Below are 15,623 nucleotides of genomic sequence, written 5' to 3'. Positions count from 1 at the left end.
GCAAGTGACGTACGCCACTGATGTGATCTGGAGCACTCTATTGGAACAGGTTCTAAAAAGCGAGTACTTACCAGGCCGCTCAGCGGGATGTGTACAGGCCAAAGTGGCACACCAGAACCGGTACCAGCGGGCACTCCTACCCAGTGGGACACCCGCTGGCGAGGACTGGTCGAACCCACAACGCCAGCTCGTACGTATTTGGTGAATAATCAGCGCACTCGGTAGAAGTTGGAGCAATCTACGCCTATGCGCGATAACGGTACGCATCGTCGGCGCGCCCGCCGGGACGACCGGTATCCCCGGCCCGGTTTGCTCCGCCGCGTCCTGACCAGCAACGTCACGTTCACCCTGGGCGCGATGGCGGTGCTGTCCGCCGTGGTGGTGAACGTCGGCTTCGGCCGGGGCGAGGCACCGGCCACCGACGCCTCCGCCGACGACCTGATGCTGTTGCTCACCCGATCCGACCGCGACATGGACAAGGTCGCCGCCGACGCGGTGGCCGCCGCGAAGAAGCGCGCCTACGAGGAACAGAAGAAGGCCGAGGAGATCGCCCGCGTCAAGGCCGAGCGCGAGCGCAAGCAGGCCAGGATCCGGGCGTCCGCCTCGGCCTCCGCCGCGCTCGCCCGGAGCAACCCCAGCGCCGCGCAGAACAAGGCGTACGGCAAGCGGATGAACGCCTACAAGGGCTGGAGCCGCTGCTGGCCGTCCCTGCTGACGCTCTGGGAGCACGAGAGCAACTGGAACGAACGGGCCGAGAACCCCTCCAGCGGCGCCTACGGCATCCCGCAGGCGCTGCCCGGCAACAAAATGGCCACGGCGGGCGCCGACTGGCGGACGAGCTCGCCCACCCAGATCGCCTGGGGACTGAGCTACATCAAGGCCCGCTACAAGGATCCGTGCGGGGCCTGGAGCTTCTGGCAGCGCAACAACTGGTACTAGGGAGTGGCGCCACCGGGCGGCATCGGACCGTCCCGGCGAGGTGTGGTGCGACGATATTGGGCATGGGAACGACGCGGCAGGTGAACGAGGCCGGTGGCGGGCGGCAGTGGGCCCGGGCCGACGCCACCCGGCAGGCACTGCTCACCGCGGCACAGCAGATCTTCGCCGACCGGGGCTACCCGGACGCGGGCATCGCCGAGATCGTGGAGCGCTCCGGCATCAGCGTCGGCAGCCTCTACCACCACTACGGCGGCAAGGCCGGCCTGTACCTGGCCCTGTGGGAGGACCACACCCGGGAGCAGGAGCGGCGGGCGGCACTGGCGGTCGCCGCGGCCCGCAAGTCCGGCGAGCCGGACCCGATGGCGCTGTTCGTCGCGGGCGCCCGCGCCTACCTGGAGGTCTGCTGGGAGCACCGGGAGGTGGCCCGGCTGTTCCAGGGAGGCGAGGGGCCACCGGGGTTCTCGCTGATGCGCCGCAGCCGGTCGCGGCAGTGGCTGGCGCAGAACCTGCGGCTGCTGCGCGGCCCGGACTCGGCCGACGAGGGCCGCTCCGCCGAGGTGCTCGGCCTGGTGCTGACCAGCGTCATCGGCGAGGCCGGCCGGGAGATCGCCACCGCCGAGGACGAGGGCCAGGCCGCCGAGATCATCGACGAGATCTGCCGCATCCTGCTGAGGCTGGCCGGATGATCCCCGCCGGCCCCGGGTTCGCCGGACGAACCGCCGCCCGGACCGCTAACCTGACCTTCCAGTCACGGTGTCCTGACGGAAGCTGACGCCCATGCCCACATCGACCTGGTTCCGGCTCGACGTCGCCAAGCGCGAGCGGGTCCTCGAAGTGGCGACGCGCGAGTTCGGCGAGAACGGCTACTCCACCGGCAGCCTCAACACCATCGCCCGCGAGGCGGGCATCGCCAAGGGCTCGCTCTTCCAGTACTTCACCGACAAGCAGGAGTTCTTCGCCTACGTCTGCGACGAGGCCTCCCGCCGGGTCCGCGAGGAGATGGAACGGCGGATGGCCCAGGTCGACCTCGACCAGCCCTTCGACGAGTGGCTGGTCGACGTGCTGTTCCTGTGGACCGAGTACATGGCCGAGCACCCGCTGGACCGGGCGATCACCGCGGCCACCAACCTGGAGATCGACAACGGCGTCCGGGGCATCGTCCGCGACACCGCCGGCCGGCACACGCTCCAGGTCGTCCGGCCGGCGCTGACGATGTGGCACCAGGGCGGCGGGATCCGGGCGGACGCCGACCTCGACGTGCTCGCCGCCGTGATCCTGCTGGTCCTGCCGTACCTGGCGCTGGCGCCCTACTACGACGGGCTCGACCAGGTCTTCGGGCTGTGCGGCCGCACCCCGGAGGAGCAGCGCCCGGTCATCAGGCAGCTGGTCGCCGGAATGCGGCCGATCTTCGCGCCGCCCGAGGATCAGCGCAGCACGTAGTCCCGGGCGCGGGCCCGGCGGGTGCCCGCCCAGTACTCGAAGGTGAAGCCCGGCCACAGGGTGCGGTTGACCCCGTTCTCGTCCAGGTACCAGCTGTCGCAGCCGCCCTCGTTCCACACGGCCTTGCGCAGCCGGCGGTGGATCCGGTCGTTGAACCGGCGCAGGGCCGTCTCGGTGGGCTCGATGGTCCCGGCACCGTGCTCGGCCAGCAGCTTCAGGCAGCTCATGACGTGGGCCACCTGCTGCTCGATCATGAAGACCACCGAGTTGTGGCCGAGCCCGGTGTTGGGGCCGAGCAGCATGAAGAAGTTCGGGAAGCCGGGCAGGGTGATGCCGTGGTGCGCCTCGATGCCGTCCCGCCAGCGCTCCTGGATCTTCAGCCCGCCGCGGCCGACGATGCGCAGGTCGGCCAGCGCGTCGACGACCTTGAAGCCGGTGCCGAAGATGATCGCGTCCACCTCGTGCTCGGTGCCGTCGGCGGTGACGACCGAGCGCTCCCGGATCTCGGTGATGCCGTCGGTGACCAGGTCGACGTTGGGCCGGGTCAGCGCCGGATAGTAGTCGTTGGACAGCAGCCCCCGCTTGCAGCCGAACGTGTAGTCGGGGGTCACCTTGGCGCGCAGTTCGGGGTCGGGGATCTGCCGCTCGATGTGCCGGAGCGCCATCCGCTCCAGCGGCTTGGCGAGCCGGGGGTCGAGGGCGAAGCCGACGGCGCGGGTCTCCAGCCCCCAGTAGATGGTGTTGCGCAGCGCCCGGGTGGCGCCGGGCACCCGCTCCAGTGCCCCCTGGAACGGGCGGGAGAAGGAGAAGTCGGGCTTGGGCTGGACCCACGGCGGCGTCCGCTGGAACAGGTGCAGCCGGTCGACCCGCTCGGCGATCTGCGGCACGAACTGGACGGCCGAGGCGCCGGTGCCGATCACCGCGACCCGCTTGCCGGTCAGGTCGTAGTCGTGGTCCCACTGGGCGGAGTGGAACGTCTTTCCGGTGAAGCGCGCCAGCCCGGGCAGGTCGGGGACGGACGGGATGTGCAGCGCGCCCACGCCCGAGACCACCGCCCGCCCGCGGACCACGTCGCCGCCCGCCAGGCTGACGTCCCAGTGGCCGGCGGCGTCGTCCCACTCCATCGACTCGACCTCGGCGCCGTAGCGGATGTGCCGTTCCAGGTCGTACTTGGCGGCGACGCGGCGCATGTAGTCCCAGATCTCCTGCTGCGGCGCGAACATCCGCGACCAGCGCGGGTTCAGCTCGAAGGAGTAGGAGTACATGTGGGACGGGACGTCGCAGGCGCAGCCGGGATAGGTGTTGTCCCGCCAGGTCCCGCCGAGCTCGGCGCATTTCTCCAGGATGGCGAAGTCGTGGAAGCCGGCCTTCTTGAGCTGGATCGCCATGCCGAGGCCGGCGAATCCGGAGCCGATGATGACGATCGCGGGACGCTCGTTCATGGAGAGATCCTTAGCCTCCGACTGTTACCTACTCCGAGTAAGTTACCATCAGTAGGTCGGTCCAGGGAGATCGAGTGGATAGGGTTTCCTCGTGAGCAGCGCCACCCCCACCCGACGGCGGCGCATGTCCCGCCCCGAGCGCGAGCGCCAGATGCTCGACGTCGCCGAGCAGGTCTTCGCCGAGCGGGGCTACCGGGCCGCCTCGATGGACGAGATCGCCGAGCGGTGCGGGGTCTCCAAGCCGATGCTGTACGAGTACTTCGGCTCCAAGGACGGGCTGCTGCTGGCCTGCGTCGCCCGGGTCCGCACCGAACTGTACGACGCCACCGCCGCCGCCATGTCCGGGGTCACCGAGCCGGAGGAGATCCTGCGCCGCGGGATGTCCGCGTACTTCGCGTTCATGGACACCCGCAGCCGCTCGTTCGCGATGCTGATCCAGGAGCCGATGGCGCTGCCGTCCGCCACCTCCGAGGCCATCGAGGCCGCCCGGCGGCAGCAGAGCGGGCTGATCGCGCCCGTCCTGGCCGCCTTCGCCCCTGATGTCCCGGCGCACGCGGTCGAGGCCTACGCCGAGATCATCATCGGCGCCTGCGAGCGGCTGGCGATCTGGCGCACGCACCACCCCGAGGTCACCGCCGAAGAGGCCGCCCGGTACATGAGCGACTTCAGCTGGCACGGCCTCAAGGTGCACGTCCCCGGGCACGGCTAGCTCCGCGGCAGCCCGTCCACCGCGGCCAGCAGCAGGTCGAGGCCGAACTCGAAGTCGGCCTCGGGGTCGTGCCGGACCAGCGCGGGGGCGAACGCCAGCACATGCGGGAACTCGGCCGGGTCGACCGACTCGAACGTCCGCTCGGGCAGCCCGTCGAGCATCTTGGCCGCGCCGATCTCGCGCATCTGGGCGCCGAGGGCGTACGCCAGCAGGGCCCGCATGATGCGCACCGCGGTGTCGCCGCCGAAGCCGGCCGCGGCGGCCAGCCCCAGGGCCCGCTCGGCGGGGCGCAGCCCGATCGGGGAGTCGATCTCGTGCGTGAGGACGACGTTCATGCAGCGCGGGTAGTCGCGGGCCACCTTGCGGAACGCGCGGGCCAGCGCCCGGGCCCGCTCCCGCCAGTCCTCGGCCGGGTCGTCGGCCAGGTCCATGCCGGCCACCACGTACTCGGCCACGCCCTCCAGCAGCGCCGCCTTGCTCGGCACGTGGTTGTACAGCGACATCACCGCGACGTCGAGCGAGGCCGCCACCCGGCGCATCGACAGGGCGGCGGTGCCCTCCCGCTCGATCAGTTCCACCGCCGCCTGCACGATGCGGGCGCGGGTGAGGGCCGGGCGGGGCAGATCGGTCGGCATCGGTCGGCTCCTCTCGCCATTGACACCCGTACTACCCCGTGCCACGTTACGTACATCGTACGTTGACGTACGGCGTACGTACGGTCAACCCTCACGGAGGTGATCCATGTCGACCCACGAGCTCTACACCTTTCCCGCCGGGCGGGACACCTGGGACGTCCCGATGGCCGGGGCCACCCGCTTCAACTGGGAGTACGACGAGAACCGGGAGAAGCTGCTGGCCCTCTACCAGAAGGGCAAAGACCGGCAGTGGGACGGCACCAAGCGCATCGACTGGGACCTGGAGGTCGACCCGCACGACGTGATGGGCGTCCCCGACCAGTCGCTGGCCATCTACGGCACCAAGTACTGGGACATGCTCACCCCCGAGCAGCGCGGTGAGCTGCGCCGGCACCAGGCGTCCTGGCAGTTCTCCCAATTCGTGCACGGCGAGCAGGGCGCGATGGTGACCGCCGCCCGGATCGTGGAGTCGGTGCCGGACGTCGACGCCAAGTTCTACTCGGCCACCCAGACCATGGACGAGGCCCGGCACGTCGAGATCTTCTCCCGGTTCCTGCACGAGAAGATCGGGATGCTCTACCCGATCAACACCAAGTTGCAGGACCTGCTGAACGACACGCTGCGGGACTCCCGGTGGGACATGCCCTACCTGGGCATGCAGGTGCTCATCGAGGGCCTGGCGCTGGCCGCGTTCGGCGTCATCCGCGACGTCACCACCAAGCCGCTGCCCAAGCAGATCCTGACCTACGTGATGCAGGACGAGGCCCGGCACGTGGCCTTCGGCCGGCTGGCGCTGCGCGACTACTACAAGCAGCTCTCGGCCGCCGAGCTCCGCGAGCGCGAGGAGTTCGTCATCGAGGGCTGCCATCTGATGCGCGACCGGATCCGCGGCCGGGAGGTCTGGACCAACTTCGGCATCGACGTGAACGAGGCCGAGAAGCTCATCGACAACTCCCCCTACGTCCGGATGTTCCAGAGCCTGCTGTTCAGCCGGATCGTGCCGTGCGTGCGGGACATCGGGCTGTGGAGCGAGCGCGTCCAGGCCGCCTACGACGACATGGGCGTGCTGGAGATGTCCAAGGCCGACCTCGAAGCCCTGATGAAGCAGGACGAGGACATCGCCGACAAGCTGGACGCCGAGCGGTTCGCCGCCGAGGAGGCCGAGCGCAAGGCCGAGGTCGACGCGGTGATCGCCACCGAGGTCGCCGGGGCCTGACCGGCCCGGCGCTCAGCGCAGCAGTTCCGCCGCCGGCCGCTCGACCACCTCGGCGGCCGGCTGGTCGAGCAGGGCCAGGCAGGCCGCGTGGCCGGGGCCGGGGTCGAGCGCGCACAGCGTGATCCGGCCGGCCAGCCCGGGCCGGCCGGCCCAGTCCAGCAGGCGGGGCGGCTCGCCCGGACCGCTCACCCGCACGTCGGTCAGCGGCACCCGCAGGCCGTCGCCGGTGACCTTGAGCACCGCCTCCTTGCGGGTCCAGTACGTCAGCAGGTCCGCGGCGTCCCGAACGCGTTCGTCCGGGCCGAGCAGCTGGGCGGCCACCTCGGCGAGCGACCGGCCGGCGGCTTCGACGTCCACCCCCACCGGCCCGTGCGCCGAGACGGCCACCGCGACCCGGTCGCCGGAGTGCGAGACGGAGATGTGCGGCCCGCCGGCGATCACGGGCCGCCCGTGCGGGGCACCGCAGTCGGGACAGGTCCGGGTCAGCGGGACTCGGTCCGGCGGCAGGCCCCGCTCCCGGCCGGCGGCCAGCCGGGTGACGGCCGCGCCGAGGGTGAACCGGTCGCGGTCGACGTCACGCAGGTACCGCTCGCGCCGGGCCCGCTCCACCTCGTCGAGCAACGCCAGGTGCGCGGGGCCGGCCTCGCGCACGCTCGCCCACCAGACGGTCACCGGTTCCACCATGCCTCCTCTGCCGCCACCTCCCGATCATTCCATCACTTATCACCGATCAGTCACTACTCGGTCACCATTCAGACACCCCCCTGCCGCCGGGCGTGCACCGGCAGGAGGGGGCGTGTTTGATCGCCATCCAATCGGGCACATCAGGAGGTTCTTCGCGAGTCATGACCATTGGTAGCCGGATTATCACTGAAATTCCAACCAGTACTCTGGCTGCGAGAGTGAGGCCTTTCCCTAATGGCCGACCACCAGGGGAGACAACGGAAGCGAGGCGTTTTCACCTTCCCCCGGATACAGGAAGACCGCCGAGCGCCCCCACGCCCGACGGTCCACCGAACCTCGTCGTTCACCTGGCCCTGGCTAGACCCAGGACACTCCACCGGGTTGTGCGCTCACGTCTTTCGCCTCCTCCTCGGGGCGCACGAAGGACGGCCCCTTCGCCGTCGCTCCCACACCACTCATCCCCACCGCCGCTCCGATGCACAACCCCGCACCGGCTCGGCTCCCACCCCTTATTGGGAAATCTCACCCTACGACTCCCGGCCTGACAAATCATGCGATCGGCCGACTTTGGTCAAGAATGGTTTAAGGGAAGCCTGCAAGCACTTCTCGGGTGACCCGCGTCGCCTCAGTCAAACATCTTTCCTCACGCGCGTCGGGGGTGCCCTTACCCGCTGCCTCCTCGCTGTAACTGACCGTTATAATTGCGTTACGCAATCGCGTCGCCACGACCCCGACGGCCGTCGGCTGCCCCTTGTCGACCTTGAACCAGCGGTACGCCTCGTCCCCCAGCCCCGGCTCCGCGCGCAGGCTCACCGTGCGGGCGATGGGGTCCGCCCCCTGCCGGGCCTGGGCGAACTGGGCGGCGAAGAAGTCGCGCGCATCCCGGGTGGGCGTCTCGCTGTCCGCCGGGGCGTGCAACCGGACCTCCACCCGCAACCACCGGAACTCCGGCCCGCTCGCCGAGTACGTACAGGTCGTCAGCGTGTTGTTCGCGCTGCGCTGCAGCATCGCGCCGGGCACCAGCCGGCGCACGGTCTCCGCCGCAGGCGCGGAGCAGGCGGGCGGCAGGCGGGTGAACGCTCGGGACACCACCGACGGGGCGGCGGTCGGGCTGCCGGACGGCCGTTCCGCGGTCGGGGACGCCGGCCGGGCCACGCGCTCCGGGTCGCGATCGCCGGACAGGAAGATCACCGCCGCGGCGACCGTCCCCGCCACCGCGGCGACGACCAGCAACGCCTTGAGCACCCTGATCGCCGACCGGCGCACCTTGCCCGGTGGCTCAGGCGGCGAGTAGACCCGCTGGAAGGGCTCTGCCGAACGCCGCACTCCCGCTCCCCTCGCTCCCGGTTCAGCCGTCCCCCCGACGGTAGGCAATCCGCCCGCCCCCGCGCCACGCCTCCGCGGACGCGACCCACACGAAGATCGGGTGGGTGTGTCGGACCCCGGGGCGACAATGAGGGAATGCTGCTGGAGGAGATCGCGCTGACCTCGCGGGCCGTGGCCGACGCGTCCGCCCGGCGGGCCAAGATCGACCTGCTCGCCGGGTGCCTGCGCGCGGCCGGGCCCGACACCGTGGCGACCGTCGTGGCGTACCTGTCCGGCGAGCTTCCCCAACGCCAGATCGGGGTCGGCTGGGCGAGCCTGCGCGACCTGCCCCCGCCCGCCGCCACCGCCTCCCTCACGGTGGCCGAGGTCGACGCCGGGTTCGGCCGGATCGGCGCGCTGTCCGGGCGGGGGTCGGTGGCCGCCCGGCGCGAGGCGGTCGGCGCCCTGCTGGCCCGGGCCACCGCGGCCGAGCAGGACTTCCTGGTCCGGTTGCTGTCCGGCGAACTGCGGCAGGGGGCGCTGCACGGAGTGATGGCCGACGCGGTGGCCGCCGCGGCCAAGGTGCCGGCCGCCGAGGTGCGCCGGGCGGTGATGCTGCGCGGGGCGCTCGGGCCAGTGGCCACCGCGGCGCTCGACGGAGGCGTGGCGGCGCTACGCGGCTTCGGGCTGGAGGTCGGCCGCCCGGTCAAGCCGATGCTCGCGGCGAGCGCGCCCTCGATCGACGCGGCGCTGGAGCGCGTGTCGCCCGCCGCGGTGGAGTGGAAGCTCGACGGCGTCCGAGCGCAGATCCACATCGCCGGCGACCGGGTCCGCGTGTTCACCCGCACGCTCGACGACATCACCGACCGGCTGCCCGAGGTGGTCGCGGCGCTGCGCGCGCTGCCGGCCCGGTCCGCCGTGCTCGACGGCGAGCTGATCGCGCTGCGCCCCGACGGGCGTCCCCGCCCGTTCCAGGAAACCGCCGCCCGCACCGCCACCCGGGCGGGCGGTACCGCCGAACTGTCGGTGTTCCTGTTCGACGCCCTGCACCTGGACGGCACCGACCTGCTCGACCGGCCCGGCGCCGAACGCTGGGCGGCGCTGGCCGCGATCGCGCCGGAACCCCTGCTGATCCCGCGCACGGTCACCGGCTCGCCGGCCGCAGCGGCCGACTTCTTCGCCGAGGCGGTGCGGCTCGGACACGAGGGGGTGGTGGTCAAGTCGCTCGACACCCCGTACACGGCGGGCCGTCGCGGCGCCGGGTGGATCAAGGTCAAGCCCCGGCACACGCTCGACCTGGTCGTGCTCGCCGTCGAGCGGGGCAACGGCCGCCGCCGCGGCTACCTGTCCAACCTGCACCTGGGCGCCCGCGACCCCGCCACCGGCGGCTTCGTCATGCTCGGCAAGACGTTCAAGGGGCTCACCGACGAGCTGCTGGCCTGGCAGACCGAGCGGTTCCGCGAACTGGCCGTGCACGACGACTCCTACACGGTGCACCTGCGCCCCGAACAGGTCGTCGAGATCGCCTTCGACGGGGTGCAGCGCAGCCCCCGCTACCCCGGCGGCCTGGCCCTGCGCTTCGCCCGGGTCCTGCGCTACCGCGACGACAAGACCGCCGCCGAGGCCGACACCATCGACACCGTCCGCGCCCTGGCGACCTTCGACGACTGACAAAGATGACATAGGTGAGCACCTCCCGCCGGGTCCACCCCGGCGGCCGACCGACCTGGGGTCTTCAACGGGACCTGCCCCCCACCCCCGCACTCCCGGCCGTATCCCGCCGGCAGACGCATCGCGCTCCGGAGGTGCGGCGGGGCACGGTGCCGCGAGAGTGACCTACCGGTGAGAGTCGTCATTTCGGCGTACAGGACACGACCCCGGGTGCAACGATGACCACTGAGGGAGCTCGGAGGGTCACGATGCGCTACTCGTTCACCGGCGCCCGCCGGACCATACGGCTCGCGGCCGGGGCAGCCGCCACCGCGGTGGTGCTGCTCGGCACCGCGGCACCCGCCGTCGCCCTGTCCCCACCGGCACCCGCGCACTGTGCGCTCCTGCCGGTCCCGGTTCTCGGCTGCCCGCCGCCGGGCCCCCGCCCGCCTCAGCCCGCGCCACGGCCTCCGGCACCGCCGCTCGCGCCACGGCCCCCGGCACCGCCGGTCGCGCCGGTGCCGCCGGGCGAGGTCCGTGGTTATCCGCCGCCCGCCTCCATCCCACCCCCCGCACCGGCGGCCACCTCGCGCCGTACCGGGGGTTCCGCGCGGCCCGCCGGGAGCACGCCTGCGCGGCCCCGAACGAGCGCGAAGCCCCTGCTCTGCACTCCCCTCACTCCCGTGGTCTGTGCCGACCCGCCGATCGGGTCCGTACCGCCGTCCGGTGCGGTCCCGCCGGTGCCGCCGGGTTCCGCGGCGCTCCTGCCGCCTGGGGGAACCTCGTCGGATCTCTGCGCGGCCCCCGGGCAGGTGGGGTGTGCCCCGCTGTCCGTCTCACTCTCGGGCGACCTGGCGATCGACGTCTCGGCCGGCCCCACGACACCGGTCTCCGGGACGATCTCCCTGCCGGGGGCTTCGGTGGCGGCGCACTGTTCCGTGCCGGGCCTGCTGTCCTGTGGCGGAACGCCGCCGGCGACGCTCGCGTACGTGACGGTGTCGCCGTCCGGGCTCTCGCTCGCACCCTGCGTCGTCCGGCGGCCGGTGCCCCGGCCCGCGGTGCCCGGCGGGACGCCGGTGCTGGTCGCGGTACCGGTCTCCCTGGTGCCGTGCGTGACCGTCACGGCGCCCGTGATCTGCGTGGACGTGCCGGTACTGCCAGTACCGCCGATCTCGGTGGCGATCCTGCCGCCCGCGGTGCACATCCCGGCCCAGTGCAGCCCGGCGGCACCGCCGCCGAAGCCGCCGGTACCCGTGCCTTCTCCGCCGTCCCCCGCCCTGCCGGTGCCACCCCCGCCCGCGCCGGAGCAGCCCGCCCCGCCGGTCGTGCCGGTGGTCCCCGCCCGCCCGGCCCCGGCGCCCGCCGCGCCCCGGCCGGTGGCGGCCGCACCGGTGGTGCCCCGGCCCCTGCCCGCGCCCGCGCCCCGCCCCCGGGCGGTGCCCAGCCAGCGGGAGCAACGCGTCCCGCCCGCCCGGATCGGAGCGAAGCGGCGTGGCCCACTACAGAAGATCTTGGTGCTGATCGTGCTCACGGTCGTCATCTCGGCCGGGACGACCGCGGTCTTCGCCAAAACCCGCTGATCACCGGCCGTACGGCGTACGCCGCACTGTTGGGTTCCAGGCGGTGCGGCCGCCCCCGCCCGACTTCGATACCCGGGTTGCGTCTCGGCCGGTGCCGGCAACCCCGGCGGCACGTCACGCGCAGGGCCCATGTCGGCCTGATCCTGCACGAGCCGACCGGGACCACCAACACCCGCCTCCGGTTCCTTGCTCAAGTGATCGTTGAGGATAGGTGGGGCCAGAACACCACCTATCCTCAATGATCATCGGTGCAGGCACTTGTGCCAGGTGGTGGGCTTCTGGTCGGGTTGGCGGGTGAGCCGGGGCGGTACCGGAGACCCCGGCGGCACGTCACCTGCGAGGCGCGCCCCGCCAGGGCCGCCTGGTCCTGCGCGAGGGAACCGGGACCACCAGCGCCCAGGCCCTTCGAGACCAGTCTCAGGGGACTCGTGAGATCTCCTGGTGGGCGTCGGTGAACGCCTCCGGGCCCACGCCCAGGCCGCCGGAGAAGGCCTGGTCGATGTCGAAGACCAGGTACATGCCGACGCCCAGCAGGGCGGCCATCACGCCCAGGGCGGCCAGGGTCATGCCGCGGGGCCGGGCACCCACCATGAAGGGGAAGACGATCATGATCACTCCGGTCAGGACCATGAAGAACAGCACCCCGGCCGGCAGCCCGGACGCGGCGTCGGACGCGCGCTGGCGGCGGGCCGCGTAGACCTCGCGGATCCGCTCCGCGGTGTCGGCGCGGGCGTCCGAGGCGTCATCGTCCTTCAGCCGGAGCGCGGCCAGCCGGGCGCGGATCGCGTCCAGCCGCCGCCAGCCCTCGGGGCTGAGCTCACCCCGGCCCATCAGCGGCCACTCCTCCCGGACCACGAAGTCGATGTACCCCCTGATCTCGTTGCGGACGGCGGCCCGGTCGGCCTCGGGCAGCCCTTCGGCCCGCCAGTACGCCTCGACCAGACCCTGCGACTCCACTCCGGTGTTGCGCTCGGCCTCGTCGGCCGTGGTCCACGGAATGATCACGGCGATCGCGAAGATGAGCAGGAACAGCGCGGAGAGCATCGACCCGGCGTGCCCGGCGGTGGCCCCGTCGGGGTCGCCGTCGCTGGTGCCGCGCCCCCGCGTCACCAGTGCGACGACCACGACCAGGGCCACCGCCGCCAGCGCGGCGAGAACGGGTTCGATCGACAACGTCAACATCGCCTCCGAGGGGTGATCATTTCACTGCGAAGCGTTACCGTTCATTGAACCCCAGCCGACCCCCCGGGCGCAGCTCTTACCCCGCCGTCCCGTGGCACGTGCGGAGATATCGTGAAGGCCATGAGCCGGTCCGCCGACCACCCCGACCCGCCGTGCCGGGCATGGGTCGCCGAAGCGATCCGCCGGGTGGAGGCCGACGCCAACCGCAGCGCCGACACCCACCTGCACGTCTTCCCGCTGCCGGAGCGCTGGGGCATCGACCTGTACCTCAAGGACGAGTCGGTGCACCCGACCGGTTCGCTCAAGCACCGCCTGGCCCGCTCGCTCTTCCTGTACAGCCTGGCCAACGGCTGGATCCGCGCCGGCACCACGATCATCGAGGCGTCCAGCGGCTCCACCGCGGTCAGCGAGGCGTACTTCGCCCGGCTGCTCGGGCTGCCGTTCGTCGCGGTGATCCCCCGGGGCACCAGCCCCGAGAAGATCGCGCTGATCGAGTTCCAGGGCGGGCGCTGCCACCTGGTCGACAACCCGTCGGAGATCTACGCCGAGTCGCGCCGGCTGGCCGCGGAGACCGGCGGCCACTACATGGACCAGTTCACCTACGCCGAGCGCGCCACCGACTGGCGCGGCAACAACAACATCGCCGAGTCGATCTTCGAGCAGATGGCGCTGGAACGCTTCCCCGAACCGACCTGGGTGGTGGTCGGCGCGGGCACCGGCGGCACCTCGGCCACCATCGGCCGGTACGCGCGCTACCGCCGCTTCCAGACCCGGGTCGCGGTGGTCGACCCCGAAGGCTCGGCCTTCTTCGGCGGCTGGGTGGACGCCGACCCCACCCGCACCGCACCCGGCTCACGCATCGAGGGCATCGGCCGCCCGCGGGTCGAGCCGTCCTTCCTGCCCACCGTGATCGACCGCATGATCCAGGTACCGGACGGTGCCTCCATCGCGGCCATGCGCTGGACCACCGAGGTCACCGGCCGCAGCGTCGGCGCCTCAACCGGCACCGCCATGTGGGGCGTCGCGGAACTGATCGCCGAAATGCTCGCCCGCGGCGAACGGGGCAGCGTCGTCACCCTGATCTGCGACGGCGGCGAACGCTACACCGACACCTACGGCTCGAACACCTGGCTGACCACCCAGGGCATCGACATCGCCCCCTACCTGAAAACCCTCCGCGCCTTCCCCACCACCGGCACCATGAACAACATCCCCGACACCCCTTGACCCGCTCCGCCCCTACGCCCTTCCGTCCAGCACCCCCAGCGCCCCTGCCCTCCCCCGCCCGGACCGAGCCCACTGCAAACCAGCCGGACGAGATAGGTGCCGATGCGAAGCGAGGCGGTCAGGGAGCGGCGCCCGCGTCGTCTGGACTGAGGAGTGGTGAAGATCGTGAGGAACGAGCGATCTTCACCACGACGAGGGAAGACGGCGCGCCGAAGGCGCCGCGACAAGCGAGCGAAGCGAGCCAAGCAAACACCGGACAAGCGCGAGGAACGAGCGCCAAGCAAACACAGCCCACTATCCCTGGAAGTGGATCGGGTTGACCAGGTCGGCGTAGATGAGCAGGGCGCCCATCACCATGAGGACGACCGCCACCACGTAGGTGAGCGGCAACGCCTTGGCCACGTCCACGTACCCGGGGTCGGGTCTGCGCAGGACGCGGGCCGCGCCGCGCTTGATGGCCTCCCACAGGGCGCCGGCGATGTGCCCGCCGTCGAGGGGCAGCAGGGGGACCAGGTTGAACATGCCGACGGCGAAGTTCACCCCGGCGAGCAGCATGATGAACCAGGAGAGCTTGTCGAGCGCCTGGTGTTCGGAGGCCAGGACCTCGCCGCCGATCCGGCTGGCGCCGACCACTCCGATCGGCCCTTCGGGGTCGCGTTCCTCACCGCCGAAGGCGGCATCCCAGACCCCGACCATTTTCTGCGGCATCTGGATCAGCGCGGTGACGGTGTGCACGGTCATGTCGCCCATGTGCGAGACGACGGCCCCGGGGCCCTGCCGTTCCCGTTCCAGCATCGAGGCGATGCCGAGGAAACCGACCGTCTCGATCTTGTCGGGGTCGTCCAGTGACTGCAGCTGGTTGGAGGTGATCGGGACGCTCTTCCTGATCTGCTGCCCGTCCCGGGATACGACGATCTCGACCGTGCGGCCCGCGGAGTCGCGGATCAGCCGCTGCATCTGCGGGTACGACTCGATCCGCTGCCCGTCGTAGGAGATGAAGCGGTCGCCGGGCCGCAGGCCCATCGCCGCGGCGGGGGTGAGCGGCTCGCCGGGCCGGCACTCGCGGCCGGCCTCCGCGGCGGGGATGGAGCACTGGTAGACCGCGCCGACCACGGGTTGTGGCTGGCTGGTGCCGATACCCATGATCAGGATGCCGAAGAACAGGATCGCCAGGAGGATGTTCATCGCGGGGCCGGCGAACATGATGATGAGCTTCTGCCACCACTTCTTGGCGTAGAAGACGCGGTTCTCGTCGCCGGGCCGCACTTCCTCCAGGGCGGCGCCGCGGGCCGAGTCGATCAGGCCCTGGAACGGCCCGGTCCGCATCGTGCGGGCCTGGCCGGGGGTGTCGCCCTTCTGCGGGGGCAGCATGCCGATCATGCGGATGTAGCCGCCGAGCGGGATCCACTTGATGCCGTACTCGGTCTCGCCCTTGTGCCGGGACCACATGGTCGGGCCGAACCCCACCATGAACTGGGTGGTGCGCACGCCGAAGAGCTTGGCGAACGAGAAGTGCCCCAGCTCGTGCAGGCCGATCGAGACCAGGAGCAGCAGGAAGAACAGCAGCGCGCCGCCCAGCACGATCAGCGATTCCATCGGTCCTCCGTGATCTCC

14 protein-coding genes are annotated in these 15,623 nt (G+C 71.5%); 8 read left to right on the top strand and 6 right to left on the bottom strand.

Translation table 11 applies throughout. From position 1 onward, the window contains the following. The first annotated feature begins 246 nt into the window (after positions 1–246). The 3 genes from DPM19_RS36160 to DPM19_RS08720 all read left to right on the top strand — a co-directional run bounded on the left by DPM19_RS36160 (position 247) and on the right by DPM19_RS08720 (position 2,379). Positions 247–939 (top strand): aggregation-promoting factor C-terminal-like domain-containing protein, encoded by a 693-nt coding sequence (locus tag DPM19_RS36160; protein WP_146778781.1) that lies wholly within the window; start codon positions 247–249, stop codon positions 937–939. A 62-nt stretch (positions 940–1,001) separates the two neighbouring features. Beyond that, positions 1,002–1,625 carry a TetR/AcrR family transcriptional regulator gene (locus DPM19_RS08725; protein ID WP_111864560.1) on the top strand — a complete coding sequence of 208 codons (624 nt, stop codon included), beginning with the start codon at positions 1,002–1,004 and terminating at the stop codon, positions 1,623–1,625. A 91-nt stretch (positions 1,626–1,716) separates the two neighbouring features. Then, positions 1,717–2,379, top strand: a complete 663-nt coding sequence (locus DPM19_RS08720; RefSeq protein WP_111864558.1) for a TetR/AcrR family transcriptional regulator — start codon at positions 1,717–1,719, stop codon at positions 2,377–2,379. On the opposite strand, the gene DPM19_RS08715 is transcribed toward DPM19_RS08720, so the two are convergent. After that, on the bottom strand, positions 2,364–3,821 hold the full coding sequence (locus DPM19_RS08715) for a flavin-containing monooxygenase (protein WP_111864555.1): 1,458 nt from the start codon (positions 3,819–3,821) through the stop codon (positions 2,364–2,366). The genes DPM19_RS08720 and DPM19_RS08715 overlap by 16 nt on opposite strands. 91 nt (positions 3,822–3,912) lie before the next feature. Here DPM19_RS08715 and DPM19_RS08710 point away from each other — a divergent pair, with 91 nt between their 5' ends. Then, positions 3,913–4,530, top strand: coding sequence for a TetR/AcrR family transcriptional regulator (locus tag DPM19_RS08710; protein WP_233509979.1), 618 nt, complete (start codon positions 3,913–3,915; stop codon positions 4,528–4,530). On the opposite strand, the gene DPM19_RS08705 is transcribed toward DPM19_RS08710, so the two are convergent. Beyond that, positions 4,527–5,165 (bottom strand): TetR/AcrR family transcriptional regulator, encoded by a 639-nt coding sequence (locus DPM19_RS08705; RefSeq protein WP_111864550.1) that lies wholly within the window; start codon positions 5,163–5,165, stop codon positions 4,527–4,529. The two genes, DPM19_RS08710 and DPM19_RS08705, sit on opposite strands and share 4 nt — an antisense overlap. A gap of 106 nt (positions 5,166–5,271) precedes the next feature. On the opposite strand from DPM19_RS08705, the gene DPM19_RS08700 reads away from it, so the two are divergent. Further along, positions 5,272–6,381 (top strand): ferritin-like domain-containing protein, encoded by a 1,110-nt coding sequence (locus tag DPM19_RS08700; protein WP_111864548.1) that lies wholly within the window; start codon positions 5,272–5,274, stop codon positions 6,379–6,381. Positions 6,382–6,393: 12 nt separating this feature from the next. On the opposite strand, the gene DPM19_RS08695 is transcribed toward DPM19_RS08700, so the two are convergent. Both DPM19_RS08695 and DPM19_RS34780 read right to left on the bottom strand, forming a co-directional pair. Further along, positions 6,394–7,065: a 4'-phosphopantetheinyl transferase family protein gene (locus DPM19_RS08695; RefSeq protein WP_233509978.1), complete on the bottom strand. Its 672-nt coding sequence runs from the start codon at positions 7,063–7,065 to the stop codon at positions 6,394–6,396. Between the two features lie 582 nt (positions 7,066–7,647). After that, positions 7,648–8,391, bottom strand: coding sequence for a hypothetical protein (locus DPM19_RS34780; RefSeq protein WP_146778780.1), 744 nt, complete (start codon positions 8,389–8,391; stop codon positions 7,648–7,650). Positions 8,392–8,526: 135 nt separating this feature from the next. On the opposite strand from DPM19_RS34780, the gene DPM19_RS08680 reads away from it, so the two are divergent. Next, the gene (locus DPM19_RS08680) at positions 8,527–10,041 is read left to right on the top strand and encodes an ATP-dependent DNA ligase (protein WP_111864540.1); all 1,515 of its coding nucleotides are present in this window, start codon (positions 8,527–8,529) and stop codon (positions 10,039–10,041) included. A 662-nt stretch (positions 10,042–10,703) separates the two neighbouring features. Then, positions 10,704–11,600, top strand: a complete 897-nt coding sequence (locus DPM19_RS34775) for a hypothetical protein (protein ID WP_146778779.1) — start codon at positions 10,704–10,706, stop codon at positions 11,598–11,600. Between the two features lie 417 nt (positions 11,601–12,017). Here DPM19_RS34775 and DPM19_RS08670 read toward each other — a convergent pair whose 3' ends face one another. After that, positions 12,018–12,782, bottom strand: a complete 765-nt coding sequence (locus tag DPM19_RS08670) for a bestrophin-like domain (RefSeq protein WP_111864535.1) — start codon at positions 12,780–12,782, stop codon at positions 12,018–12,020. A gap of 120 nt (positions 12,783–12,902) precedes the next feature. On the opposite strand from DPM19_RS08670, the gene cds1 reads away from it, so the two are divergent. Further along, positions 12,903–14,009, top strand: coding sequence for an L-cysteine desulfhydrase Cds1 (cds1, locus tag DPM19_RS08665; protein ID WP_111865051.1), 1,107 nt, complete (start codon positions 12,903–12,905; stop codon positions 14,007–14,009). A 294-nt stretch (positions 14,010–14,303) separates the two neighbouring features. Here the strand turns inward: cds1 and DPM19_RS08660 are convergent, their stop codons facing one another. Then, a complete protein-coding gene (locus tag DPM19_RS08660; RefSeq protein ID WP_111864532.1) occupies positions 14,304–15,605 on the bottom strand; it encodes a M50 family metallopeptidase in 1,302 nt (433 codons plus the stop codon). Positions 15,606–15,623 lie beyond the last annotated feature (18 nt).

Origin of the sequence: Actinomadura craniellae, from assembly GCF_003289645.1 — a bacterium.
Lineage (GTDB): Bacteria > Actinomycetota > Actinomycetes > Streptosporangiales > Streptosporangiaceae > Actinomadura_D > Actinomadura_D craniellae.
Note: the sequence above shows the minus strand (reverse complement) of the source record. Positions and strands in the feature narration are given on the sequence as shown.

What these genes read in the sequence shown, in the direction of transcription:
- DPM19_RS36160 (WP_146778781.1), top strand. Translation starts at nt 247, where the DNA reads ATGCGCGATAACGGTACGCATCGTCGGCGCGCCCGCCGGGACGACCGG.
- DPM19_RS08725 (WP_111864560.1), top strand. Translation starts at nt 1,002, where the DNA reads ATGGGAACGACGCGGCAGGTGAACGAGGCCGGTGGCGGGCGGCAGTGG.
- DPM19_RS08720 (WP_111864558.1), top strand. Translation starts at nt 1,717, where the DNA reads ATGCCCACATCGACCTGGTTCCGGCTCGACGTCGCCAAGCGCGAGCGG.
- DPM19_RS08715 (WP_111864555.1), bottom strand. Translation starts at nt 3,821, where the DNA reads ATGAACGAGCGTCCCGCGATCGTCATCATCGGCTCCGGATTCGCCGGC.
- DPM19_RS08705 (WP_111864550.1), bottom strand. Translation starts at nt 5,165, where the DNA reads ATGCCGACCGATCTGCCCCGCCCGGCCCTCACCCGCGCCCGCATCGTG.
- DPM19_RS08700 (WP_111864548.1), top strand. Translation starts at nt 5,272, where the DNA reads ATGTCGACCCACGAGCTCTACACCTTTCCCGCCGGGCGGGACACCTGG.
- DPM19_RS08695 (WP_233509978.1), bottom strand. Translation starts at nt 7,065, where the DNA reads ATGGTGGAACCGGTGACCGTCTGGTGGGCGAGCGTGCGCGAGGCCGGC.
- DPM19_RS08680 (WP_111864540.1), top strand. Translation starts at nt 8,527, where the DNA reads ATGCTGCTGGAGGAGATCGCGCTGACCTCGCGGGCCGTGGCCGACGCG.
- DPM19_RS08670 (WP_111864535.1), bottom strand. Translation starts at nt 12,782, where the DNA reads ATGTTGACGTTGTCGATCGAACCCGTTCTCGCCGCGCTGGCGGCGGTG.
- cds1 (WP_111865051.1), top strand. Translation starts at nt 12,903, where the DNA reads ATGAGCCGGTCCGCCGACCACCCCGACCCGCCGTGCCGGGCATGGGTC.
- DPM19_RS08660 (WP_111864532.1), bottom strand. Translation starts at nt 15,605, where the DNA reads ATGGAATCGCTGATCGTGCTGGGCGGCGCGCTGCTGTTCTTCCTGCTG.